This window comes from Gilliamella sp. N-G2, from assembly GCF_002142215.1.
In the GTDB taxonomy this organism is placed as follows: domain Bacteria; phylum Pseudomonadota; class Gammaproteobacteria; order Enterobacterales; family Orbaceae; genus Gilliamella.
The window spans coordinates 1-21,304 of sequence record NZ_NAST01000013.1; the positions used below are offsets into that span (position 1 = coordinate 1).

At 35.2% G+C, this 21,304-nt stretch carries 16 protein-coding genes; 15 read left to right on the plus strand and 1 reads right to left on the minus strand.

Translation table 11 applies throughout. The annotated features are described in order from the left end of the window. The first annotated feature begins 227 nt into the window (after window positions 1–227). From putP to adk, 11 genes are all read left to right on the plus strand, one after another. Window positions 228–1,721, plus strand: coding sequence for a sodium/proline symporter PutP (gene putP / locus B6C99_RS07385; protein WP_065577858.1), 1,494 nt, complete (start codon window positions 228–230; stop codon window positions 1,719–1,721). 50 nt (window positions 1,722–1,771) lie between these two features. Then, window positions 1,772–3,043 carry a tyrosine--tRNA ligase gene (tyrS, locus tag B6C99_RS07390; protein ID WP_216819419.1) on the plus strand — a complete coding sequence of 424 codons (1,272 nt, stop codon included), beginning with the start codon at window positions 1,772–1,774 and terminating at the stop codon, window positions 3,041–3,043. Window positions 3,044–3,047: 4 nt separating this feature from the next. Further along, window positions 3,048–3,914: a pyridoxal kinase PdxY gene (gene pdxY / locus B6C99_RS07395; RefSeq protein WP_086359256.1), complete on the plus strand. Its 867-nt coding sequence runs from the start codon at window positions 3,048–3,050 to the stop codon at window positions 3,912–3,914. 58 nt (window positions 3,915–3,972) lie between these two features. Further along, complete coding sequence (locus B6C99_RS07400; RefSeq protein ID WP_158092456.1) at window positions 3,973–4,413, plus strand: RodZ family helix-turn-helix domain-containing protein; 441 nt, start codon at window positions 3,973–3,975, stop codon at window positions 4,411–4,413. 86 nt (window positions 4,414–4,499) lie between these two features. Then, window positions 4,500–5,609 carry a flavodoxin-dependent (E)-4-hydroxy-3-methylbut-2-enyl-diphosphate synthase gene (ispG, locus tag B6C99_RS07405; protein ID WP_065614694.1) on the plus strand — a complete coding sequence of 370 codons (1,110 nt, stop codon included), beginning with the start codon at window positions 4,500–4,502 and terminating at the stop codon, window positions 5,607–5,609. Between the two features lie 24 nt (window positions 5,610–5,633). After that, window positions 5,634–6,911: a histidine--tRNA ligase gene (hisS, locus tag B6C99_RS07410; protein ID WP_086359258.1), complete on the plus strand. Its 1,278-nt coding sequence runs from the start codon at window positions 5,634–5,636 to the stop codon at window positions 6,909–6,911. A 22-nt stretch (window positions 6,912–6,933) separates the two neighbouring features. Then, window positions 6,934–7,668 carry a tetratricopeptide repeat protein gene (locus tag B6C99_RS07415; RefSeq protein ID WP_086359259.1) on the plus strand — a complete coding sequence of 245 codons (735 nt, stop codon included), beginning with the start codon at window positions 6,934–6,936 and terminating at the stop codon, window positions 7,666–7,668. Between the two features lie 26 nt (window positions 7,669–7,694). Then, window positions 7,695–8,867 carry an outer membrane protein assembly factor BamB gene (bamB, locus tag B6C99_RS07420; protein WP_086359260.1) on the plus strand — a complete coding sequence of 391 codons (1,173 nt, stop codon included), beginning with the start codon at window positions 7,695–7,697 and terminating at the stop codon, window positions 8,865–8,867. A gap of 18 nt (window positions 8,868–8,885) precedes the next feature. After that, window positions 8,886–10,361 (plus strand): ribosome biogenesis GTPase Der, encoded by a 1,476-nt coding sequence (gene der, locus B6C99_RS07425; protein ID WP_086359261.1) that lies wholly within the window; start codon window positions 8,886–8,888, stop codon window positions 10,359–10,361. A gap of 3 nt (window positions 10,362–10,364) precedes the next feature. After that, window positions 10,365–10,616 (plus strand): zinc-ribbon domain-containing protein, encoded by a 252-nt coding sequence (locus tag B6C99_RS07430; RefSeq protein ID WP_086359262.1) that lies wholly within the window; start codon window positions 10,365–10,367, stop codon window positions 10,614–10,616. 39 nt (window positions 10,617–10,655) lie between these two features. Then, entirely contained in the window at window positions 10,656–11,300 is a 645-nt protein-coding gene (adk, locus tag B6C99_RS07435) for an adenylate kinase (protein ID WP_086359263.1), read from the plus strand. A 63-nt stretch (window positions 11,301–11,363) separates the two neighbouring features. On the opposite strand, the gene ybeD is transcribed toward adk, so the two are convergent. Next, entirely contained in the window at window positions 11,364–11,630 is a 267-nt protein-coding gene (gene ybeD, locus B6C99_RS07440; protein WP_065577848.1) for a DUF493 family protein YbeD, read from the minus strand. A gap of 187 nt (window positions 11,631–11,817) precedes the next feature. Here ybeD and gss point away from each other — a divergent pair, with 187 nt between their 5' ends. The 4 genes from gss (at window position 11,818) to B6C99_RS07460 (ending at window position 21,275) form a co-directional block, all read left to right on the plus strand. Then, on the plus strand, window positions 11,818–13,710 hold the full coding sequence (gene gss / locus B6C99_RS07445) for a bifunctional glutathionylspermidine amidase/synthase (RefSeq protein ID WP_086359264.1): 1,893 nt from the start codon (window positions 11,818–11,820) through the stop codon (window positions 13,708–13,710). Window positions 13,711–13,957: 247 nt separating this feature from the next. Further along, the gene (locus B6C99_RS07450) at window positions 13,958–15,571 is read left to right on the plus strand and encodes an SrfA family protein (RefSeq protein ID WP_086359265.1); all 1,614 of its coding nucleotides are present in this window, start codon (window positions 13,958–13,960) and stop codon (window positions 15,569–15,571) included. An 8-nt stretch (window positions 15,572–15,579) separates the two neighbouring features. Continuing rightward, window positions 15,580–18,606 carry a virulence factor SrfB gene (locus B6C99_RS07455; protein WP_086359266.1) on the plus strand — a complete coding sequence of 1,009 codons (3,027 nt, stop codon included), beginning with the start codon at window positions 15,580–15,582 and terminating at the stop codon, window positions 18,604–18,606. Further along, on the plus strand, window positions 18,603–21,275 hold the full coding sequence (locus tag B6C99_RS07460) for a putative virulence factor (protein ID WP_086359267.1): 2,673 nt from the start codon (window positions 18,603–18,605) through the stop codon (window positions 21,273–21,275). Before B6C99_RS07455 ends, B6C99_RS07460 begins: the two co-directional genes overlap by 4 nt. Window positions 21,276–21,304: the final 29 nt, after the last annotated feature.

Consider the following 21,304-nt stretch of genomic DNA (forward strand, 5'->3'; position numbering starts at 1 on the left):
ATACATTATATGATATTTAACCTTAGGATATATTGAGTTTTTATATAGGTTGAAACTATTAACAGTGTATCTATTTAAAAAAATGAAGATATTTTTATTTTGTGGATTGAATTGTAATACTAGCTTTTATAGCTAAGATAGATATAGCAAAATCGCCAGCTTTTTAGCAGGGGCTTTTTATGATAAGCTAGCCAACTATTTTTTAATTTCATCGATCAAGGTTTATTATAAAAATGTCATTACCAATGATTGTCACCTTTGCTGTTTACATATTAGGAATGATTGCGATTGGTTTCTTTGCATTTCGTGCAACACGAAACTTTGGTGATTATATATTAGGTGGACGTCGCATAGGCAGTGTAGTTACTGCACTTTCAGCTGGTGCTTCTGATATGAGTGGTTGGTTATTAATGGGATTACCAGGTGCAGTGTTCTTATTTGGTATCTCGCAAAGCTGGATAGCTATAGGATTAATAATTGGCGCTTATCTAAATTGGTTGCTGATTGCCGGTAGATTAAGAGTTTTCACAGAGATAAACCATAATTCATTAACTTTACCTGACTATTTTGCTCGTCGATTTGATGACAATAGTTCACTATTAAGAATTATTTCAGCAGTAATAATTTTAATCTTTTTTACCATTTATTGTGCTTCAGGCGTAGTTGCTGGTGCTAAATTATTTGAAAGTACATTTGGACTTAGTTATGACTGGGCAATGCTAGCAGGTGCTGGAGCGACAATTGCTTATACTTTTATTGGTGGTTTCTTAGCAGTAAGTTGGACCGATACAATTCAAGCAAGTTTAATGATGTTTGCTCTAATCTTAACACCAATTATGGTAATGATTAATGCTGGTGGTTTCACTGATGCAATGGCTAACATTCAATCATTAAATCCTGATTATACAAATATCTTTGCTCATATGGATTTGATTGCCATTATTTCATTGTTAGGTTGGGGACTTGGTTATTTTGGTCAACCACATATTTTAGCTAGATTTATGGCTGCTGATTCTCATGAAGTAATGAAAAATGCTCGTCGAATTAGTATGACATGGATGATTTTATGTTTAGCTGGTGCAATTACAGTTGGTTTCTTTGGTATTGCTTTTTTTGCTAATAATCCTAACTTAGCTTATCTAATTGATAATGGGAAACATGAACGTATTTTTATTGAATTATCCAAATTACTGTTTAACCCATGGATTGCTGGTATTTTGCTTGCAGCTATTCTAGCCGCAGTAATGAGCACCTTAAGTTGTCAATTATTGGTTTGTTCAAGTGCATTAACAGAAGATTTTTATCGTGCTTTTATCCGACCTAAGGCTAAGCAACGAGAATTAGTTTGGGTTGGTCGTGTGATGGTGCTATTAGTTTCTGTTATTGCTATTTTATTAGCGATCAATCCTAATAACAGTGTGCTTGATTTAGTTAGCCATGCTTGGGCTGGTTTTGGTGCTGCGTTCGGTCCGATTGTAGTATTCTCGGTGTTTTGGGCTCGAATGACTCGCAATGGTGCATTAGCAGGCATGATAACTGGTGCAATCACAGTCTTGCTTTGGATCAATTTTAATTGGCTTAATTTATATTCACTAATTCCTGGCTTTTTATTTGCGTCAATAGCAATCATTATTTTTAGCTTATTAGATAAAAAACCGAACGAAATAGTTGAAGACCATTTCAAACAAGCGTATAAAAAATATCACAATAAAACAGTATAGAATTTAATTAAGTAGAATATAAACGTAACAAATTTAATAGGTAAAATATCATGACAAAAAATGTGATCAAACAACTGCAAGAGCGTGGACTGATTGCTCAACTTACTGATGAAAAAGCGTTAATGGAACTGATTGAGCAAAATCCTATTGCACTATATTGTGGTTTTGATCCAACCGCTGATAGTTTGCATCTTGGTCATTTAGTTCCATTACTTTGTTTGAAACGTTTTCAATTGGCTGGTCATAAGCCAATAGCTTTAGTTGGAGGTGCGACAGGATTAATTGGCGATCCAAGTTTTAAAGCTGTTGAACGTAAACTCAATACTGAAGATACGGTAATTGAATGGAGTGAAAAGATTAAACAACAAGTATCGCCATTTTTAGATTTTGAATGTGGTGATAACGCCGCTATTGTTGCCAACAACTATGATTGGTTTGGTGGCATGAATGTTTTATCTTTTTTACGAGATATTGGAAAATATTTTTCTGTTAATGCAATGATTAACAAAGAATCCGTTAAACAACGTATTGACCGTGATGAATCAGGTATATCTTTTACTGAATTTTCTTATAGTTTGTTACAGTCTTATGACTTTGCAAGTCTTAATAAAGCTCATAATGTTGTGTTACAAATTGGTGGTTCTGATCAATGGGGTAATATTACTGCTGGTATCGATTTAACGCGTCGTTTACACCAGAAGCAAGTATATGGTTTAACCGTACCATTAATTACTAAATCTGATGGAACTAAATTTGGTAAAACTGAAAGTGGTGCAGTATGGTTAGATCCGAAAAAAACCAGTCCATATAAATTTTATCAATTTTGGATTAACACTGCTGATGCTGATGTTTATCGATTCCTTAAATTCTTTACCTTCATGTCATTGGAAGAAATTGATGATTTGGAAGAAGAAGATAAAAACAGTGGCGTTGCACCGAGAGCTCAGTATGTCCTTGCCGAACAAGTGACTCGATTAGTTCATGGTGAAGAAGGACTAACAGCTGCTAAACGTATTACTGAAAGTCTATTTTCTGGTAAATTAACTGATTTATCTGAAGCTGATTTTGAACAATTAGCTCAAGATGGTATGCCTACAGTCAGTATTGAAGGTGATGTAGATCTACAACAAGCTATTGTTAATGCTGAGTTTGCACCATCAAGAGGGCAAGCAAGAACAATGATTGATTCCAATGCTATTTCTGTTAATGGTGAACGTAACTCAACAACAGATTATCGTTTTTCTGATAGTGATAAGTTATTTAATCGTTACACATTACTGCGTCGAGGTAAAAAATACTACTGCTTACTTATTTGGAGATGATTTCATGAAAAATATTTTATCGATTCAGTCTCATGTTGTATTTGGTCATGCAGGTAATAGTGCTGCTGTATTTCCAATGCGTCGTTTAGGTGTGAATGTTTGGCCATTAAATACGGTACAATTTTCAAACCATACTCAATATCGGCAATGGACTGGAACGGTAATGCCTGCATCGCATTTAACCGATATCGCTGATGGAATTAATGCTATTGGCGAATTACAACGATGTAATGCCGTATTAAGTGGCTATATGGGGTCACCAGAACAAGGTAATGCAATTATTGAAATTGTGAAAAAAGTAAAAGCTGAGAATCCTGAAGCAATTTATCTTTGTGATCCTGTAATGGGGCATCCCGAAAAAGGATGCTTTGTTGCCCCCGGCGTATCAGAGTTTTTATGTAACACTGCTTTGCCTATTGCAGATATCATGGCGCCTAACATTTTAGAATTAGAGGAACTCAATGGTAAACAAGCCATTAGTAATATTAATGAGGCCGTTTTAGCATGCCGTGCAATTTGTCAAAAAGGACCTAAAGCGATTTTAGTTAAACATTTGAGTCGTGCGGGTTATCAAAAAGATCGTTTTGAAATGTTGTTAGTCACTCAAGATGAAGCTTGGCACATTCATCGTCCGTTAGTCGATTTTGGTGTTAAACAACCGGTAGGTGTGGGTGATATGACAAGTGGACTATTCTTAGCGAATATAATGCTTGGTAAATCAATGATCGAAGCTTTAGAGCACACCACCTCAGCCGTTTATGCGGTTATGCTTGAAACCTTAAAACAAAATGAATATGAATTGCAATTAATTGCGGCACAAAATGAAATAGAAACCCCTAAACAGTGGTTTAAAGCAAAAAGAATTGATTAATTGCGAAAATATGTAAAAATAACAAAAAATTGCGGATAGTAAGACAATGAGGGGATTAATGGAAGACAATATTTCATTGGGTAAGATTCTTTCCGATTTAAGAAGTAATATGGGTTTATCGCAAAAAGATATTGCTGAACAAATTCATGTTAGAACGGCGGTCATTTCTGAAATTGAAAATGATCAGTTACTTCATGCCCCTTTTGTTTTTGTTAAAGGTTATATTCGTTCATATGCCAATATTGTTGGCTTATCAGCTGATGAATATCAACCTCATCTCGAAATTTTAGCTAAACAATATTTAGTAAAAGAAACTAAAAAACCTAAACCGATATATAGTAAAACAAAACGTAGTAAGAAACCGTTCTTTTTTGGTTTGTTTGCTTTAGTTTGTGCTTTAGGTGTTGGCTTATACTATGTCAATTCACAAAATAAAAGTAGCTTTATTGAAGTTAGTCATTATATTTCTCCGCAGCCTTCAGATCGCGTTAACAGTTAGCAAATTTTCTTATTCACATACAGACATTTGTCTTAAATCTTGTTAAGATTGCGTCCTAGTTATTTTGTAATATGATTAGGCATCTTATGAGTCATCAAGAGTCACCAATTATTAGGCGAGAATCAACCCGAATTTATGTTGGTAATGTGCCAATAGGTGGTGGTGCGCCGATTGCTGTGCAATCGATGACGAATACTCGAACGACAGATGTGGAAAAAACAGTAGCTCAAATTCAAGCTCTTGAGCGTGTAGGGGTTGATATTGTTCGAGTTTCTATTCCAACTATGGATGCAGCAGAGGCGTTTAAAATAATTAAGCAACAAGCAAAAGTTCCACTTATTGCCGATATTCACTTTGATTATCGCATTGCTTTAAAGGTTGCTGAATATGGTGTGAATTGTTTACGGATTAATCCAGGTAATATTGGTAATGAATCACGGATTCGCTCGGTTGTTGATTGTGCCAAGGATAAAAATATCCCGATCCGAATTGGGGTAAACTCTGGTTCGCTAGAAAAAGATATCCAAGAAAAATATGGCGAACCGACACCAGAGGCTATAGTCGAATCCGCTATGCGACATGTAGATATACTTGATAGGCTAGGTTTTGACCAATTTAAGGTAAGTGTAAAAGCGTCAGACGTTTTTACTGCGGTTGATTCATACAGATTATTGGCAAAACAAATTAAGCAACCTTTACATCTAGGTATAACGGAAGCGGGTGGAGTGCGTAGTGGAGCGGTAAAATCAGCGATTGGGCTTGGCTTATTATTATCGGAAGGGATTGGTGATACATTAAGAGTTTCACTAGCAGCTGATCCAACGGAAGAAGTTAAAGTTGGATTTGATATTTTAAAATCGTTACGTATTCGAGCAAGAGGTATTAATTTTATTGCTTGCCCAACCTGTTCAAGGCAAGAGTTTGATGTAATTAGTACCGTTAATACATTAGAACAGCGATTAGAAGATATAATAACACCAATGGATGTATCAATTATTGGTTGTGTTGTGAATGGACCCGGTGAGGCTTTAGCTTCTACAATGGGTGTTGCTGGCGGTCACAACAAAAGCGGTTTTTATGAAGATGGTGTGCGCATAGGGCGTATTGATAATGAACAAATGATAGATGAGTTGGAAGCTAAAATTCGTGCTAAGGCATCAATTTTAAAAAATAGAATTGCAACAACTGAACTATAACTTTATTAGATAGCGAATAAACAAATGGCAGAGAAAAAAATCCAATCAATACGGGGAATGAATGATTTACTCCCGAATGATAGTGCAACATGGCAACAAATTGAAAAAATTGTTAAAGGTGTACTAAATAGTTATGGTTATAATGAAATTAGAACACCAATCGTTGAAGATACTGCACTATTTAAACGTGCAGTTGGTGAAGTTACCGATATTGTTGAAAAAGAGATGTATACTTTTAATGACCGTAATGATGAAAGTATTACTCTTCGCCCTGAAATTACAGCTGGTTGTGTACGAGCTGGTATTGAACATGGTCTATTTTATAACCAAGAACAACGACTATGGTATTTAGGGCCGGCATTTCGTTATGAAAAACCACAAAAAGGGCGTTATCGTCAATTTCATCAATTTGGTGTTGAAGTCTTTGGCCTTGAAGGGCCTAATATTGATGCAGAGCTTATCTTATTAACTGCACGTTTTTGGAAAGCACTTGGTATTGAAGAGCATACGACACTTGAACTTAATTCTATCGGTTCAGTTGAAGCAAGAGCAAATTACCGTAATGCTTTAGTCAGTTTTCTTGAGCAACATAAAGATAAATTAGATGAAGACTGTTTACGTAGAATGTATACTAACCCATTACGGGTGTTAGATTCGAAAAATCCTGTTATTCAAGAATTACTTAATCAAGCACCGAAATTATTTGATTATTTAGATAAAGAATCTAAACTTCATTTTGATGGCTTGTGTCAATTATTAGATAGCGCAGGAATAAAATATAATATTAACCAAAGATTGGTGCGTGGTTTAGATTATTATAACCGTACCGTTTTTGAGTGGGTAACGAATAGTTTAGGCGCTCAAGGTACAGTTTGTGGTGGTGGCCGCTATGATGGTCTAGTTAGCCAACTTGGAGGACAACCCACACCAGCAGTTGGTTTTGCCATGGGAGTTGAACGTTTAGTATTATTAGTACAAGCGGTTAATCCTTCATTAAATCGAGATAGTTCAATTGATATTTATATGATATCTTCGGGGGATGAAAAAACGATAGCAGCAGCCCAAAAAATGGCAGAAGTACTCCGTGATGGGTTACCTAATAAGCGAATTGTGACTAATTACGGTAGTAGTAATTTTAAAAAACAATTTGCTAAGGCTGACAAATTAGGTGCTAAAATAGCTGTAATCATTGGTGAAAATGAGATCGCCAATCAATCAGTTACAATTAAAAAGTTACAAACAGGTGAACAAGTTGAAGTTGCGGAAAAAGAGATTGTTAAAACTTGTTCAGCGATATTGTAAATTAAGTAAATAGGAGAAAAGTGTGACTTATCAATTATCTAGCGAAGAACAAGTTTCAGGGATAAAAGAATTTTTTGCTAAAAAGTGGAAAATTATTGTTGCGGTAGTTGTAATCGGATTATTAGCTTTTTATGGTTGGCGTTATTGGCAATCTTATAAATCAGAGAAAATAATTGAATCTTCTGATCGTTATGAACAATTAATTGCTAAATTAGATAATAACAATTCTGATTCAGTTAAAGAATTAGTCTCTTTTGCTAAAGATAACAATACTATTTATAGTGTTTTTGCTAATTTACGTGCTGCTAAATTTTATGTCGAAGAATTAAAAGATTATGCTGGAGCAGAAAAGTTACTTACAGATACATTAAATAAAACTGATTCAGAAGTTATTAAATCAATCATTTATATACGTATTGCAAAAATACAATATCAACTTGAACGTTATCAAGAAACTTTAGCAACTTTAAATAAAGTAACTGAGAACAGTTGGGCACCTGTAGTTAATGATATTCGTGGTGATGCCTATATGAAAATGAATAATTATGCTGAAGCAGTCTCTGCTTATAATGTTGCATTAGCTCCTGCGCCTAGTAATGAATCAGACAAAGATGTTGTTAAAGCTTCATTGCCTACTGAAGAATTAGGTAAAAACATTAAAATGAAGTTAAATCAAGCTCAATATCTTGATGAAAAGCAAAAAGCTGAACAAGAAACCGAAGCTAAGCAAAATGCAGCAAAAGAAAATAAAAATTAATTTATCCTGCTATAAGGGTCTATACAATGAAGTTATCAAAAAGTCTTTTAATTAGTGTTTTTATGTTTTCACTTGCTGGATGTTCATTGTTTGGTGGCGAAGAAGAGATCGTACAAATTTCACCTTCACCAACAGTAAATAACCAATTTCCAATACAAGAAGTATGGAGAAATAGCACGGCGGGCAATACACATATTTATTCATTATTAGGACCAATTAATTATGATAATACTATTTATGTTGCTAGTCGTAGCGGACAAGTTAAGGCAATTGACTTATCAACAGGTCATACAATATGGGACAAAAATTTATCACAAAGTACATTATTTAGCAGTAAAACAGCGTTGTTTTCAGGTGGTGTAAGTGCTGATGAAAAATATGTTTATGTCGGTAGTGAACGTGCAGTTGTTTACGCTTTAGATCGTAACGATGGTAATGTGGTATGGGAAAAACCTGTAAAAGGTGAAGTGCTTGCTCGACCGGTGTCTTCTGATAATAAACTAATAATCCATACTGCTAGCGGTAATTTACAAGCTTTGGACCGTAATACCGGTGAAGATGTATGGGATGTAATGCTCGAAGTGCCGACACTTTCATTGAGAGGTAATTCAACCCCGACAATTGCACATGGTGCAGCAATACTTGGTGATGATACTGGCCATGTAAATGCTTACTACATAAATGATGGGCAATTGATTTGGCAGCAACGCATATCACAACCAAGTGGTTCGACTGAAATTGCGAAATTGAATGATGTTGATTCAACACCAGTAGTTGAAGGTAATTTAGCTTATGCAATTGGCTATAATGGTAATGTTGTTGCACTTGATTTAAGTAATGGACAAGTGGTATGGCGTAAGGAAATGGGTTCAACACATAGCTTTGCTGTTGATTCACATCAGTTATTTGTCGTAGATCAAGATGATAATATTCAAGCTGTGACTAAAAATGGTGGCGCAGTAGAATGGACTCAGACAGGATTGTTACATCGTCAATTAACTGATCCTGTTATTTATCAAAATTACATTGTGGTTGGTGATTTCGAGGGTTATCTTTATTGGTTAAATAAGGACAATGGTGAAGTTGTTGCTAAAACACAAGTAAGTAGCAGTGGATTGATTTCGAAGCCATTAGTGGTAGATAATAAAATTATTGTCCAAGCTAAAAATGGTGATATTTACGCATTTACAAAAAATTAAGGTAATTAGAGAATAAATATGGTACCTGTTGTCGCACTAGTTGGTCGTCCGAATGTAGGAAAATCGACTCTATTTAATCGATTAACACGAACTCGAGACGCTTTAGTGGCTGATTTTCCTGGATTAACTCGTGATCGTAAGTATGGACGAGCTGAAATCAAAGGGCACGAATATATAGTCATTGATACTGGTGGTATTGATGGTACTGAAGATGGGGTTGAAAGCTTTATGGCGGAACAATCCTTACAAGCAATAGAAGAAGCGGATATTGTGCTCTTTCTTGTTGATGCGAGAGCTGGTGCTATGCCTGCTGATCATGCAATTGCTAAACATCTTCGATCTCGCCAAAAAGCAACGTTTTTAGTTGCTAATAAAATTGATGGTATTGATGCAGATAGTGCAATTTCTGACTTTTACAGTTTAGGATTAGGCGATATTCATCCGATTGCAGCGAGTCATGGTCGTGGTGTCAACGTACTAATCGAGACAGTTTTAGATCCTATTTTTCATTTTGAAAGTGACAAAATTGATACTTCAACAGCAGATCTTCAAAATGAGATGCTTTATGAATCTTATGAAGATTTTGAATATGACGCAGATGATGCAGAATCGCTGATTAATCAGCCAATAAAAGTTGCTATTGTTGGTAGACCAAATGTTGGTAAGTCAACACTAACCAATCGGATTTTAGGTGAAGAAAGGGTTGTAGTTTATGATATGCCAGGTACAACTCGTGACAGTATTTATATACCAATGACACGAGATGATCGTGAATACATCATGATTGATACAGCTGGTGTTCGTAAGCGAGGTAAGGTAACGGAAACCGTTGAGAAATTTTCGGTTATTAAAACGTTACAAGCAATAGAAGATGCTAACGTCGTAATTTTGGTTATTGATGCCCGAGAAGGTATTTCTGATCAAGATTTGTCTTTGCTTGGTTTTATTATTAATAGTGGGCGCTCACTGGTTATTGCTGTTAATAAGTGGGATGGATTATCACAAGATATTAAAGAACAAGTGAAAACTACGTTAGATGATCGACTCGATTTTATCGATTTTGCTCGTTTACACTTTATCTCTGCACTTCATGGTAGTGGCGTAGGAAACCTATTTGATTCAATTCAAGAAGCATATGATTGCGCTACACGCCGTGTTAATACCGCATTATTAACTAAAATAATGCAAATGGCACAAGATGACCATCAACCACCATTGGTCAGAGGACGTCGTGTTAAATTAAAATATGCCCATGCCGGAGGTTATAATCCTCCAATTGTGGTTATTCATGGTAATCAAGTTGAAGATTTACCTGATTCTTATAAACGTTATTTAATGAACTATTTTAGACGTTCATTAAAAATTATGGGGTCGCCAATACGAATTCAATTCAAAGAAGGCGCTAATCCATTCGAAGGTCGAAAAAATAGTTTGACTGCTTCGCAACAACGTAAACGTCGTCGTTTAATGAAACATGTACGAGGTCGTAAATAACTTATGACAGAAACAAAAATAATAGATGGTGGGCAAGAAGGTATTTGTCCTAAGTGTCATAATAGAATGAGTATTGTTTCGCCACAACATTATGATTGTCCTCATTGCCAACAGCATTATCAAGAACAGTATATTTGCCCAATTTGCCGACAAAATGCGCAAATGGTTAAAGGCTGTGGCGCTATTAACTATATTTGTCACACTGATGGCTTAATTTCCAGCAGTAAAGTGATATTTCATTATTTACCAGAATAAAAAATTGTATCTATATTTAAAGCCATAAGAGGTTATTTTATGCGAATTATTTTATTAGGCGCACCGGGAGCAGGAAAAGGAACTCAAGCACAATTTATTATGCAACAATACGGAATTCCGCAAATTTCAACTGGCGATATGTTGCGTGCAGCAGTAAAAGCAGAGAGTCCATTAGGTTTACAAGCAAAAGAGCTAATGGATAATGGTAAGCTTGTCACTGATGAGTTAGTTATCGCATTAGTCAAAGAGCGTATCGCGCAAAGCGATTGTAAGAATGGCTTTTTATTAGATGGTTTTCCTCGTACTGTGCCACAAGCAGATGCAATGAAAGAAGCGGGTATCAATGTTGACTATGTACTTGAGTTTGATGTACCTGATGAAGTGATTATTGATCGTATGAGTGGTCGTCGTATTCATGCTGGTTCAGGGCGTGTATACCATGTTCGTCATAATCCCCCAAAAGTTGAAAATATTGATGATGTAACTGGTGAACCATTAACTATTCGTAAAGATGATAGTGAAGAAATCGTCCGTAAACGTCTTGTTGAATATCATGATTTGACTAAACCATTAGTCAAATATTATCAACATGAAGCCAAAGAAGGTCGAACTCAATATTTCCGTATTGATGGGACACAAGCTGTTTCAGCTGTGACCAATGAATTGACTAAAATTTTAGGCTAATTCAAAAAAGAGGGATCAAACTATCCCTCTTTTTATAATTATCTTATTTTCTTAAATTAAAGATTATAAAACCATTCTTACGATATCGATTTCACCTAATTCTTTGTATAGATTTTCTACCTGATCAATATGGGTTGCATTAATGGTAATGGATACTGAATGATAGTTACCTTTGCTACTTGGTTTGATCGATGGTGTATAATCTCCCGGAGCATGGCGCTGAATAACTGATACTACTTTATCAACCAATTCAGGTTTTGCTTCACCCATTACTTTATAGGTAAACGAACAAGGGAAATCTAATAATTCATTTAATTTTGTTTGTTGCATAATAGTCTTTTTCTCGTTTTATCAATGTAACTACTAACCTTAGCAAATATATATAGTCAGTTTATTATTCTTCAAGCCATAAACAATAAACTTCACTTTTTAAAGCTAATAAATTGATCTATGATAAACAAATTCTAACATAGCTTAGTAAAACCTACCTTACTATTATTATAAAAGGCTAAAAAATATGTTATCCCAATCTGCTAGTAAAGAACCTTTTGGTACATTACTTGGTTATGCACCGGGTGGTGTAGCAATTTATTCATCTGACTATGAAACATTAGATCCTGAACAATTTCCTAATGATGCTTCATTTCGCAGTTATTCAGGTCATGAGTATATGGGATATAAGTGGCAATGTGTTGAATTTGCTAGAAGATTTTTATTTTTAAATTATGGGATAGTCTTTACCGATGTAGGTATGGCGCATGAAATTTTTTCGTTAAGGTTTCTTCGTCAAGTCATCAACGAAGCCATTTTACCATTACAAGCCTTTGCTAACGGTAGCAAGAAAAAACCAGAGGCAGGTGCCTTGTTGATATGGGATGACGGCGGTATGTTTGATCGAACTGGTCATGTGGCTATTATTACAGAAGTGTTTGACAACAAAATTCGAATTGCCGAACAAAATGTTATTCACACTCGACTTCCAATTGGTCAACAATGGACGCGCGAGTTAGCTATGACGATATCTGATGAGGGTTATTATTTACATGATACTTTTGATGATACTAAAATTTTAGGTTGGATGATTCAAACTGACGATACACTTCACAGTTTACTGCAACCTAATGCTGATAAGCACTTACTTGATATCCATAGTGTACATATCAAAAACCATGGTCAATTTGATGGTAAATGGTTAGATGAAAACGATACTTTAGAAAGTGCTTATGTGTCAGCAACTGGTCATGCCATTAGTCATGATGATCAGTATCGCTATTTCACTATTTCTGAAAGTGCGGAACAAGAACTGATTCGTGCAACAAACGAACTTCATTTGATGTACTTGCATGCTACCAATAAAGTTTTAAAAGATGATAATTTATTGTGTAATTTCAATATTCCCGAAATACTTTGGCCTCGGCTTAGATTATCATGGCAACAACGCCGTTATCAGATGATAACCGGCCGATTAGATTTCTGTATGGATGAGAGAGGCTTTAAAGTTTATGAATATAATGCTGATTCAGCTTCATGCCATACCGAAGCTGGACAAATTTTGCAAAATTGGGCAATACAAGCCGAATTAAATGCTGGAGTAAATCCTAGTGCTGGTTTACTTAATGCATTAGCTAACTGTTGGAAACATAGTGATGCAAAAGCATTTGTACATATCATGCAAGATAATGATAGCGAAGAAAATTATCATGCATTATTTATGCAAAAAGCGCTGACTCAAGCTGGATTTGAAAGCAAGATTTTACGTGGACTCTCCGGTCTCAGTTGGGATAAACGAGGTCGATTAGTAGATGATGAGCAACGTCAGGTCACCTGCGTATGGAAAACTTGGGCATGGGAAACTGTACTTGAACAACTTCGCCAAGAAAGCGAAGCTCAAGTGGCAGGGTTACCAATTAGAACATGGCATCCCGAAAATTCGGTAAGATTAATAGATGTATTACTTCGACCTGAGGTATCGGTTTTTGAACCGTTATGGACGGTGATTCCAAGTAATAAAGCTATTTTGCCAGTGCTGTGGTCATTATTTCCTAACCACCGCTATTTACTTGAGTCTTCATTTGAACTCAATGACAATTTAATTAAAAAAGGTTACGCAATTAAACCGATTGCTGGGCGTAGAGGTAGCGATATAGAGTTAGTTGGTCGTCATGAGCAAGTATTGGATAAAACGGTTGGCCGATTTGCTAAACAAGAAAACATTTATCAAGAACTATGGTGTTTACCTAAAGTTGATGATCGTTATTTACAAATTTGTACATTTACCGTAGGTGGCCATTATGGCGGTGCTTGTTTACGATCTGATCCCTCTTTGGTTATCAAAGGGGAAAGTGATATGCAGCCTTTACGAGTATTAACTGATGAAGAATTTATTAAACAACTTTACAAAAAAAGTTGAGGAAAGCGGTTTTTTAAGCATAATTTGCCAAATTGATCGTTCAATTTATCAATGACAGATGGTAAGTTTTGTTATTTAATTAAACATAGCTAATTAAGCTATGTTTATTTTATTAAAAATAACTAAAAATATTATATCTATTTGATTGACAACGACAATGACAATAACTTAGTTTTTTTGATAGAATTGATCTAATACAAATAATAATTATAAAAAATATAATTAAAATAAAGGAATATCAGGATATATGGCAAATACATTATTGCGCAGTGGCGATATTAAAGATTTTAAAATGCTCGGACATGACGGTAAAGCTGCTTATCTTGTCGCTTCGCAAATTCGTGAAATGTTTCGAGTTAAATTAGGTCGCCAATACTCTGATTGTTTAGCGATACCTCAACGTAATGATCAAGGTAATATTGTTGATTGGTACATTCCCTTCGACTCAGAACAACCTGATGGTCAATATGATATTATCCCGTGGACTTCAGCTAGTGAAGATGAACAAAAGTCTGCATTAGGCTTACTGAAAGAATTCGAAAGTAAAGTCATTGAGTTAGGCCAAAAATTAGCTAGTAATCCTAATCTAGAAGGCGATCAATTACTTTTTAGTCGATTGATTTACGATCCAAAACAAAACGAAAATAGTCTTGAACCGAATTTGATGGCGATACGTTTCCCTAGCAATCAATTTGTTTATATTGTTAATGGTAAACCTGTTATCACTTTTTGGGGATTTGTTAACCCTCAGACGCCACAAGCAACTTCACCTTTCTACTGTTTAGAAGCATTTCGAAAAGCTGCTCCAAAGGTTGCAGCCACTGCTCCAGTACAAGCCCCTGTTATTGTTAAAAAACCTTGGTGGAAGCGCTGGTGGATATGGTTGTTAGGATTATTACCTTTGTTATTACTACTATTATTAGCAATTTTTTGGTTAAAAGGTTGTAGCTGGAACCCAAATATATCTATCGATCCCAAAATATCACTAGATGGTAAAGTTGATATTCCTGAGCCAACAGTTGTAAATGATAAAGAGGACAAACAAGAGAAAAAAGAGCCTGAGCCAGAAATCAAAGAGGTTAATAATAAACCTGTTACTATCGTTAATGGCGTAGTACCAAATGGAAAAGTTGCAGTAGATCCTAACGCACTACCTGTTAATGGTATTGCTACAGATCCAGCTGTAGTTGATAATTCGGCAGCTACCGCACCAGATCAAGGAATGGCTAATAATGTAAATCCAGATGGTGTTACAGATCAACCACAACCTACGTCTTTACCTGATGATAAAGGAAATAATGGAGAGCAAGGTGAACAGGGAAATCAGGTTGATAAAGATGATAAAGGCAGTAATACAAATCCATCTGATGATAAAAAAGATAATCAAAATGGACAAGTACCTCCAACACCTAATTTAGATAGTAAATCTGACTTAACGAATAGTAATTCTGATCAAGGTAATCAACCTAATGCAAATGCTAGCCAAGCAAATAATTTAGCCTTACCTGCTGACGTGTTAAAACAGGGATCAACGAATTTCTTAAATGGTCAATGGTCAGTTGGTGCTGGTATTCAAGATAAAGCAACAGGTAAGCCATTGCAGTTAAGTTATAATTTTAATCAAGGCAATGGTGAAGTAACGGTTACTCGCAGTGATGGTGTTAAATGTGTTGGTAACGTGGGTACCGGGATCCAGAATTCTAATTTAAATATTACTGGCAACTCTGAAGCCATTTGCAGTGATAATACTAAATATCAATTACCTAAAATTCAGTGTAAATCAGGTAAAGACAATCAAGCTGATTGTCAGGGAATTTATGATAACGGGACTTCGTTCCCAATTACGATGAAAAAACAATAGGATTGTATATGCTTCCAGAAATACGCAACTATGGTCAAGAAGTTACACTGATCATGAATAGTGGAATTCAATTTCTTGATTTTGCATTAAAAATAGATTGGAAAGATAATCAATGGCGCAGTAAAGTTAATGGTTGTTTTATCGATCCATCAGAAAGTGGAGCGTTAGTTAGATTAATTGAAGATATCGATAATGGTAAATTTTTTGCACCAGATAATCTCTCTTTTGCTGTCACACCTACTCAAGAGATTAGTGTTGAGCAATCCTTAAAACTATATGATGGTATTTGGTTGCCTATTCCAATTTTAAGATCTATTCCACCAGAGCGTTTTGATAAAGGACCTCATAACTGGAGTCGAGTGAGAATTGTTAATATTCCAGAAGGTGAAGATCCAGATGGCAATACTCATCGTATTACCTTTGCCTTTGATACAAAAATTTTTACCAATATGCAGGATGTTGCTTATTTGGCACCAACGGAAAATGATGTCAAAACTGGAGCCGTATTTAGTTTAGCTCATCGTTCAGATCAAGTCTCATGGTATTTAGAGCAAAAATGGATCACCAGTTGGTTAATTGATTTATTCCAAGAATTAGCCCCTCAAGCTGAACGGTTAAAAGTACATAAAGATGATATTAATTTAGAAATAGCTAATAAAGCTTATTATGGACATTATTTAAATATTCTCAATTTGTTAGCTGATTCATTACAGTTACCAAAAATTAAAATTGTTTCAAATAATCGAGATGATGTAATTAAATCGATTCCTGTTGATATGATTTTAGATGTTGGTAATTCAAGAACTTGTGGCATATTAATTGAAGATCACGTTCAAGATAAAGATAGTTTAAATCGTCGTTATGAGCTTGAAATTCGGGATTTAACTCAGCCCGAACATATCTATAATGAGCCATTTGAAAGTCGGGTAGAATTTGCACAAACTTTTTTTGGTAAAGAACATTTTTCACTTCAAAGTGGAAGACGAGATACATTCCGCTGGCCAAGTATTGTTCGGGTCGGAAAAGAAGCGAGCCGTCTAGCTAGTCGCCGCGAAGGAAATGAAGGGGCTACCGGACTTTCAAGCCCGAAACGTTATTTATGGGATCAAGAAAAGTATGAGCAAGGCTGGCGCTTTAATTCACATTATGTCAAAAGTGATCATGAGCCATTTGCAACCGCAGAGCCGTTTTCTAGTCTAATCAACGAGTATGGTGAAGCACTGCATATCCTCAGTAATGAAATTGAGGTAGAGTTCGACCGAAAAATGCCAGTTTTCCACCCCAAATATTCACGTAGTTCATTAATGACATTTATGCTATGTGAAGTATTGATGCATGCTCTAATGCAAATTAATAGTGTCGCTCAGCGCAACAAGCTTGAACACGCAAGAACACCGCGTAATTTGCGCTCTATTATTCTTACTATTCCACCAGCAATGCCAAAACCAGAACAAGCAATATTTAAAAGCTGTGTTTATCAAGCTATTGGTTTAGTTTGGAAAAGCTTAGGTTGGGATAATTCTGATGATAATATTGATTTTAGTAATCCTGAACAATTGAAAAGTATTTGGCCAAATATCCCTGAAGTTTATATTCAATGGGATGAAGCAACCTGCGGTCAAGTAGTTTATCTCTTTAACGAAACGCAGAACAATTATAATGGCCGTTCAGAAGAATTTATTACTTCAATGGTGCGACCAGATAAAACCAATAAACAGAAACTAACAATTGCCACAGTAGATATTGGTGGTGGAACAACAGATTTGGTCATTAATGATTACGAACTTGATTATGGTGCTAATAAACAACTTAATAGTAGTAATGCTTACCTTGTTCCAACTCAACGTTTCCGTGATGGATTTAAAGTTGCTGGCGATGATATTTTGCTTGATATCATCCAAGATACTGTTTTGTCTTCATTAACTAATGGATTAAAACAGGTTGGACTTGTTGATCCTAATCCGATTTTATCGACAATTATTGGTTCACAGCAGGTATCAATTCAAGATGCTGTGTTACGACAACAATTAACTTTACAGTTGTTTACACCTGTCGGATTACAGGTATTGAAACTTTATGAGCTTTATGAGCCATTACATGCCGAAAAACATGTTTATAACATGACTTTTGGTGAGTTATTACAAAATAATGTGATGACAGATAATGTTCTGAATTTTATTAATGAACCAGTTCGCCGAGCTCTAAATAATCCTGAATTTTCCGTTCTTGATTTAAATATTGAAATAAATCTTAAACGTATTCATCACTTATTTATTCGTGGTGATTATTATAATATTTGTAAAACATTCGATGCTTTATCTGAAATTATTAGTTGTTACCAATGTGATGTGCTGTTATTGACCGGACGACCATCTCGTTTACCTGGTGTACAAAGCTACTTCCGTTCTCGTTTATCTATCCCTGCAGGGCGTATTTTGCCACTACATGGTTATTATACTGGTGGTTGGTATCCTTTCCATAAACAAGAGCGCATTGATGATCCTAAAACAACAGCTGCAGTTGGTGCTATGTTATGTTTCTTAAGTAAAAATTTAAGATTGGCGAATTTTTATTTTAGATCAGCAAATATGGATTTGTACTCAACAGTTAAATACATTGGTCTATTAGATAATCTAAATATGATAAAAAAAGAAAATATTTATTATCAAGATATCGATTTAGATAATCCTGATTATGATTTTCCTGAAGTCTCTTTTGAAATTCGAGGCACGACAAGACTTGGATTTAAACAGTTAGAAATTGACCGTTGGCCCGCTTCACCAATTTATATTTTAACGATTGAAAATAGTGATGTAGCTAAAAGATTGAGTGCTGAAGGGGTAGTTTTAGAAGTAACATTAGGAATAAAAAATCGACAAAAAACAGTTGAGAATTTTTATATTAAAGATGTTAAAGCTTCAGATGGACGTGCTTGCAGTAAAACCAAGGATATAAAGCTTAGTCTAAATACAATGGTAAATTCTGGTTTAATTAGCACACAATATTGGCTTGATAGTGGAATGATAAAAAGATGAAAAATTTAAATGAACAACTTCCTAAATCTTGGGAGCAGATTTATCAAGCATCTGCACGGGCAATTGAATGGGTCAATCAAACCCGAGATTCATCAAAGCGTTTGCATAATGAAGCTGATAATTTAATTCTTGATCTACGCCGATTACGTAATAGTGCTAAACGTTTAGGTGATGTGTCGACTAAGTCGGTTGCAGTCGGTTTTTTTGGTTTATCACAAGCAGGTAAATCTTACCTTATTTCAGCATTAGCAGCCGGTGAAAATGGAAAACTTGAAACAGTGGTTGATAATGAAGTCTTAGATTTTATTGATCACGTCAATCCTGTTGGCGGGGGTAAAGAGGCAACCGGACTTGTTACTAGATTTAGTCGTACTGCTAAAGGTGGTATTGCCAACTATCCACTAGAGTTAAAACTATTTCAAGAAATAGAAATTGTTAAAATCCTGATTAACGCTTATTTTAAAGATTTTGATCAGCAAAAAGTTATCAATAAAGTTGAGTTTTCTGAGCTAAATCAACTTATTCAACGTATCGAAAGTAAAAAGCAAGTTGATTATACTGGCGGTATAACTGAAGATGATATTGTTGATTTGTATGATTATTTATCTGAAAATTTTGGCAATTCACTTGAAGGATTGAAAGGTGGTTATTGGGAAAAAGCTATGTCATTGCTACCTTATATTTCGATTACCGACCGTGGTACTTTATTTTCTGTGTTATGGGGTGGTATCAGTGAACTTACGGCAATTTATATTCAATTGGCGACAACCTTATCAAGCTTAAATCATGTAAATACCGTTTATGCGCCCCTTACCGTGTTAGTCAAAGACAATGGTGATGGTACCAAGTCGCAGATTGATAGTATTATGAATGTTGATATGCTTGAAAGGTTAAATACTGAAAATGATTCATCGGTAACCGTTACGCCACTTAATGGAGTGCCAACTTCAATATCATTAGCGCAATTAGCTTTTTTAACAGCAGAATTAATCTTCCCTTTAGTGAATCAAACGCGTGTACCTACTTTTGAGAATGTCGATCTACTTGATTTTCCAGGATATCGAGGTCGATTGAATTTAATTTCTATTTCTGATGTCAAAGAGGGTAACCCTATCGCTCAACTATTATTGCGCGGTAAAGTCGCTTATCTTTTTGAGAAATACACTGATAGCCAAGAGATGAATGTTTTGGTGGTTTGTACGCCATCGGATAAACAATCAGATGTTAATGATGTTGGGCCAGTATTAGAAAGATGGATTGATAAAACTCAAGGTGAAACAGCTGATAAAAGAGCAACAAAAAAAGCTGGATTGCTATGGGCTATCACGATGTTTGATAAACGAATTGGAGCATCATTATCGCTATCCCAAGACAATCTAAGAAATACTTGGGGTAAAGGTGGCTTATTACAGCAGACCATTTTAGAACGTTTTGGTAGTTATGATTGGCTATCCAATTGGTCAAATGGTGGTAAATTTAACAATGTATTCTTGGTACGTAAACCAGGATTTGACGTGCCATTTTTAAATGTCGATGCTAAAGCAAACGTTGAATTATCCTACAATGATAATTATCAACAAGAAATGTTAATGTTGAAAAATACATTTGTTGAAAATCCGGATATTCAAGAGTATGTCAACGATCCTGATCAAGCGTGGGATGCGATGTTACAATTAAATGATGGTGGCATTGGTCGAATTAGCCAGTATTTAGAACAAGTCGCCATTACTGAAGTTAAACAACAGCGGATTGTTGAACAACTTAATGAACAAATTGATTATATTATCAATATGCGTTTTGATACTTGGTATCAAGCTGGTAGCGATGAAGAATTAGGTAAGAAAAAACAGATAATTAATAATGTTATAAAAGAACTACAAGGAAAAGCATTATTATTAGGTGAATTACTTAAAGTTTTAGAATTGCCGGATCAAACTATTCGAGCTTTGTATCATTCTAGCCATATGGATAATGATATCAGCAATACTAGCGGTGATGACGTAATCGATAATTCTTCAAACGATTTTGGCTTAAATACCGATTTTCAACTTTTTCCGGAAGTAAATTCACCTTTACAACCTCAGGTAGTTGCTAATATCGCAAGTGAATCAAAATTTGCTAAAAATGTGTTCACTGCATGGCTAGAACATTTAAGAAATATTGTATTAGATAAACATATTCTACAATTTTTCAGTATTGATCAGAAAGCACTCTCTTTTATTGTTGAAGAGTTGATTACTGGTGCTAACCGTTTGAAACTTGAAACTAGCTTAACTGAAAAAGTTTTAGCTAATGAAAATGTAGGCAGTAAGCGTGATGAGCTTGAGTCCCGGCAGGTTAGCTCTATTAATATGTTATTGGCTGACTTTATTGCATGGCTTGGTTTTATTCCAGGGCAAACAAACAATATTCCTGATAGCCGAGTTAATCAAGGTAAGCCGATATTTTCATCGCCACTGAGTCAATTTTCAAGTCAATTATCACATCCATTGCCAGTACTTGATGATAAGACCAAAAATTATTCTCAATTTGCTATATTTGATTGGTTTATTGCCTTTGCAACGCTTGCTCAAGAAAATGTTGGTCATCATGCTGGTCGTGAAATAAGCCAAGAACAAAACTCTCGTCTCGGTGAAATTTTAACTTGTTTTAAGGAATCACAAATATAATAGTATTATTGTGAATATATTTAATAACA

Bases quoted from the DNA above. Each gene is read 5' to 3' on its own strand.
- tyrS (WP_216819419.1), top strand. From the start codon at position 1,772: ATGACAAAAAATGTGATCAAACAACTGCAAGAGCGTGGACTGATTGCT.
- pdxY (WP_086359256.1), top strand. From the start codon at position 3,048: ATGAAAAATATTTTATCGATTCAGTCTCATGTTGTATTTGGTCATGCA.
- B6C99_RS07400 (WP_158092456.1), top strand. From the start codon at position 3,973: ATGGAAGACAATATTTCATTGGGTAAGATTCTTTCCGATTTAAGAAGT.
- ispG (WP_065614694.1), top strand. From the start codon at position 4,500: ATGAGTCATCAAGAGTCACCAATTATTAGGCGAGAATCAACCCGAATT.
- hisS (WP_086359258.1), top strand. From the start codon at position 5,634: ATGGCAGAGAAAAAAATCCAATCAATACGGGGAATGAATGATTTACTC.
- bamB (WP_086359260.1), top strand. From the start codon at position 7,695: ATGAAGTTATCAAAAAGTCTTTTAATTAGTGTTTTTATGTTTTCACTT.
- der (WP_086359261.1), top strand. From the start codon at position 8,886: ATGGTACCTGTTGTCGCACTAGTTGGTCGTCCGAATGTAGGAAAATCG.
- B6C99_RS07430 (WP_086359262.1), top strand. From the start codon at position 10,365: ATGACAGAAACAAAAATAATAGATGGTGGGCAAGAAGGTATTTGTCCT.
- adk (WP_086359263.1), top strand. From the start codon at position 10,656: ATGCGAATTATTTTATTAGGCGCACCGGGAGCAGGAAAAGGAACTCAA.
- ybeD (WP_065577848.1), bottom strand. From the start codon at position 11,630: ATGCAACAAACAAAATTAAATGAATTATTAGATTTCCCTTGTTCGTTT.
- gss (WP_086359264.1), top strand. From the start codon at position 11,818: ATGTTATCCCAATCTGCTAGTAAAGAACCTTTTGGTACATTACTTGGT.
- B6C99_RS07450 (WP_086359265.1), top strand. From the start codon at position 13,958: ATGGCAAATACATTATTGCGCAGTGGCGATATTAAAGATTTTAAAATG.
- B6C99_RS07455 (WP_086359266.1), top strand. From the start codon at position 15,580: ATGCTTCCAGAAATACGCAACTATGGTCAAGAAGTTACACTGATCATG.
- B6C99_RS07460 (WP_086359267.1), top strand. From the start codon at position 18,603: ATGAAAAATTTAAATGAACAACTTCCTAAATCTTGGGAGCAGATTTAT.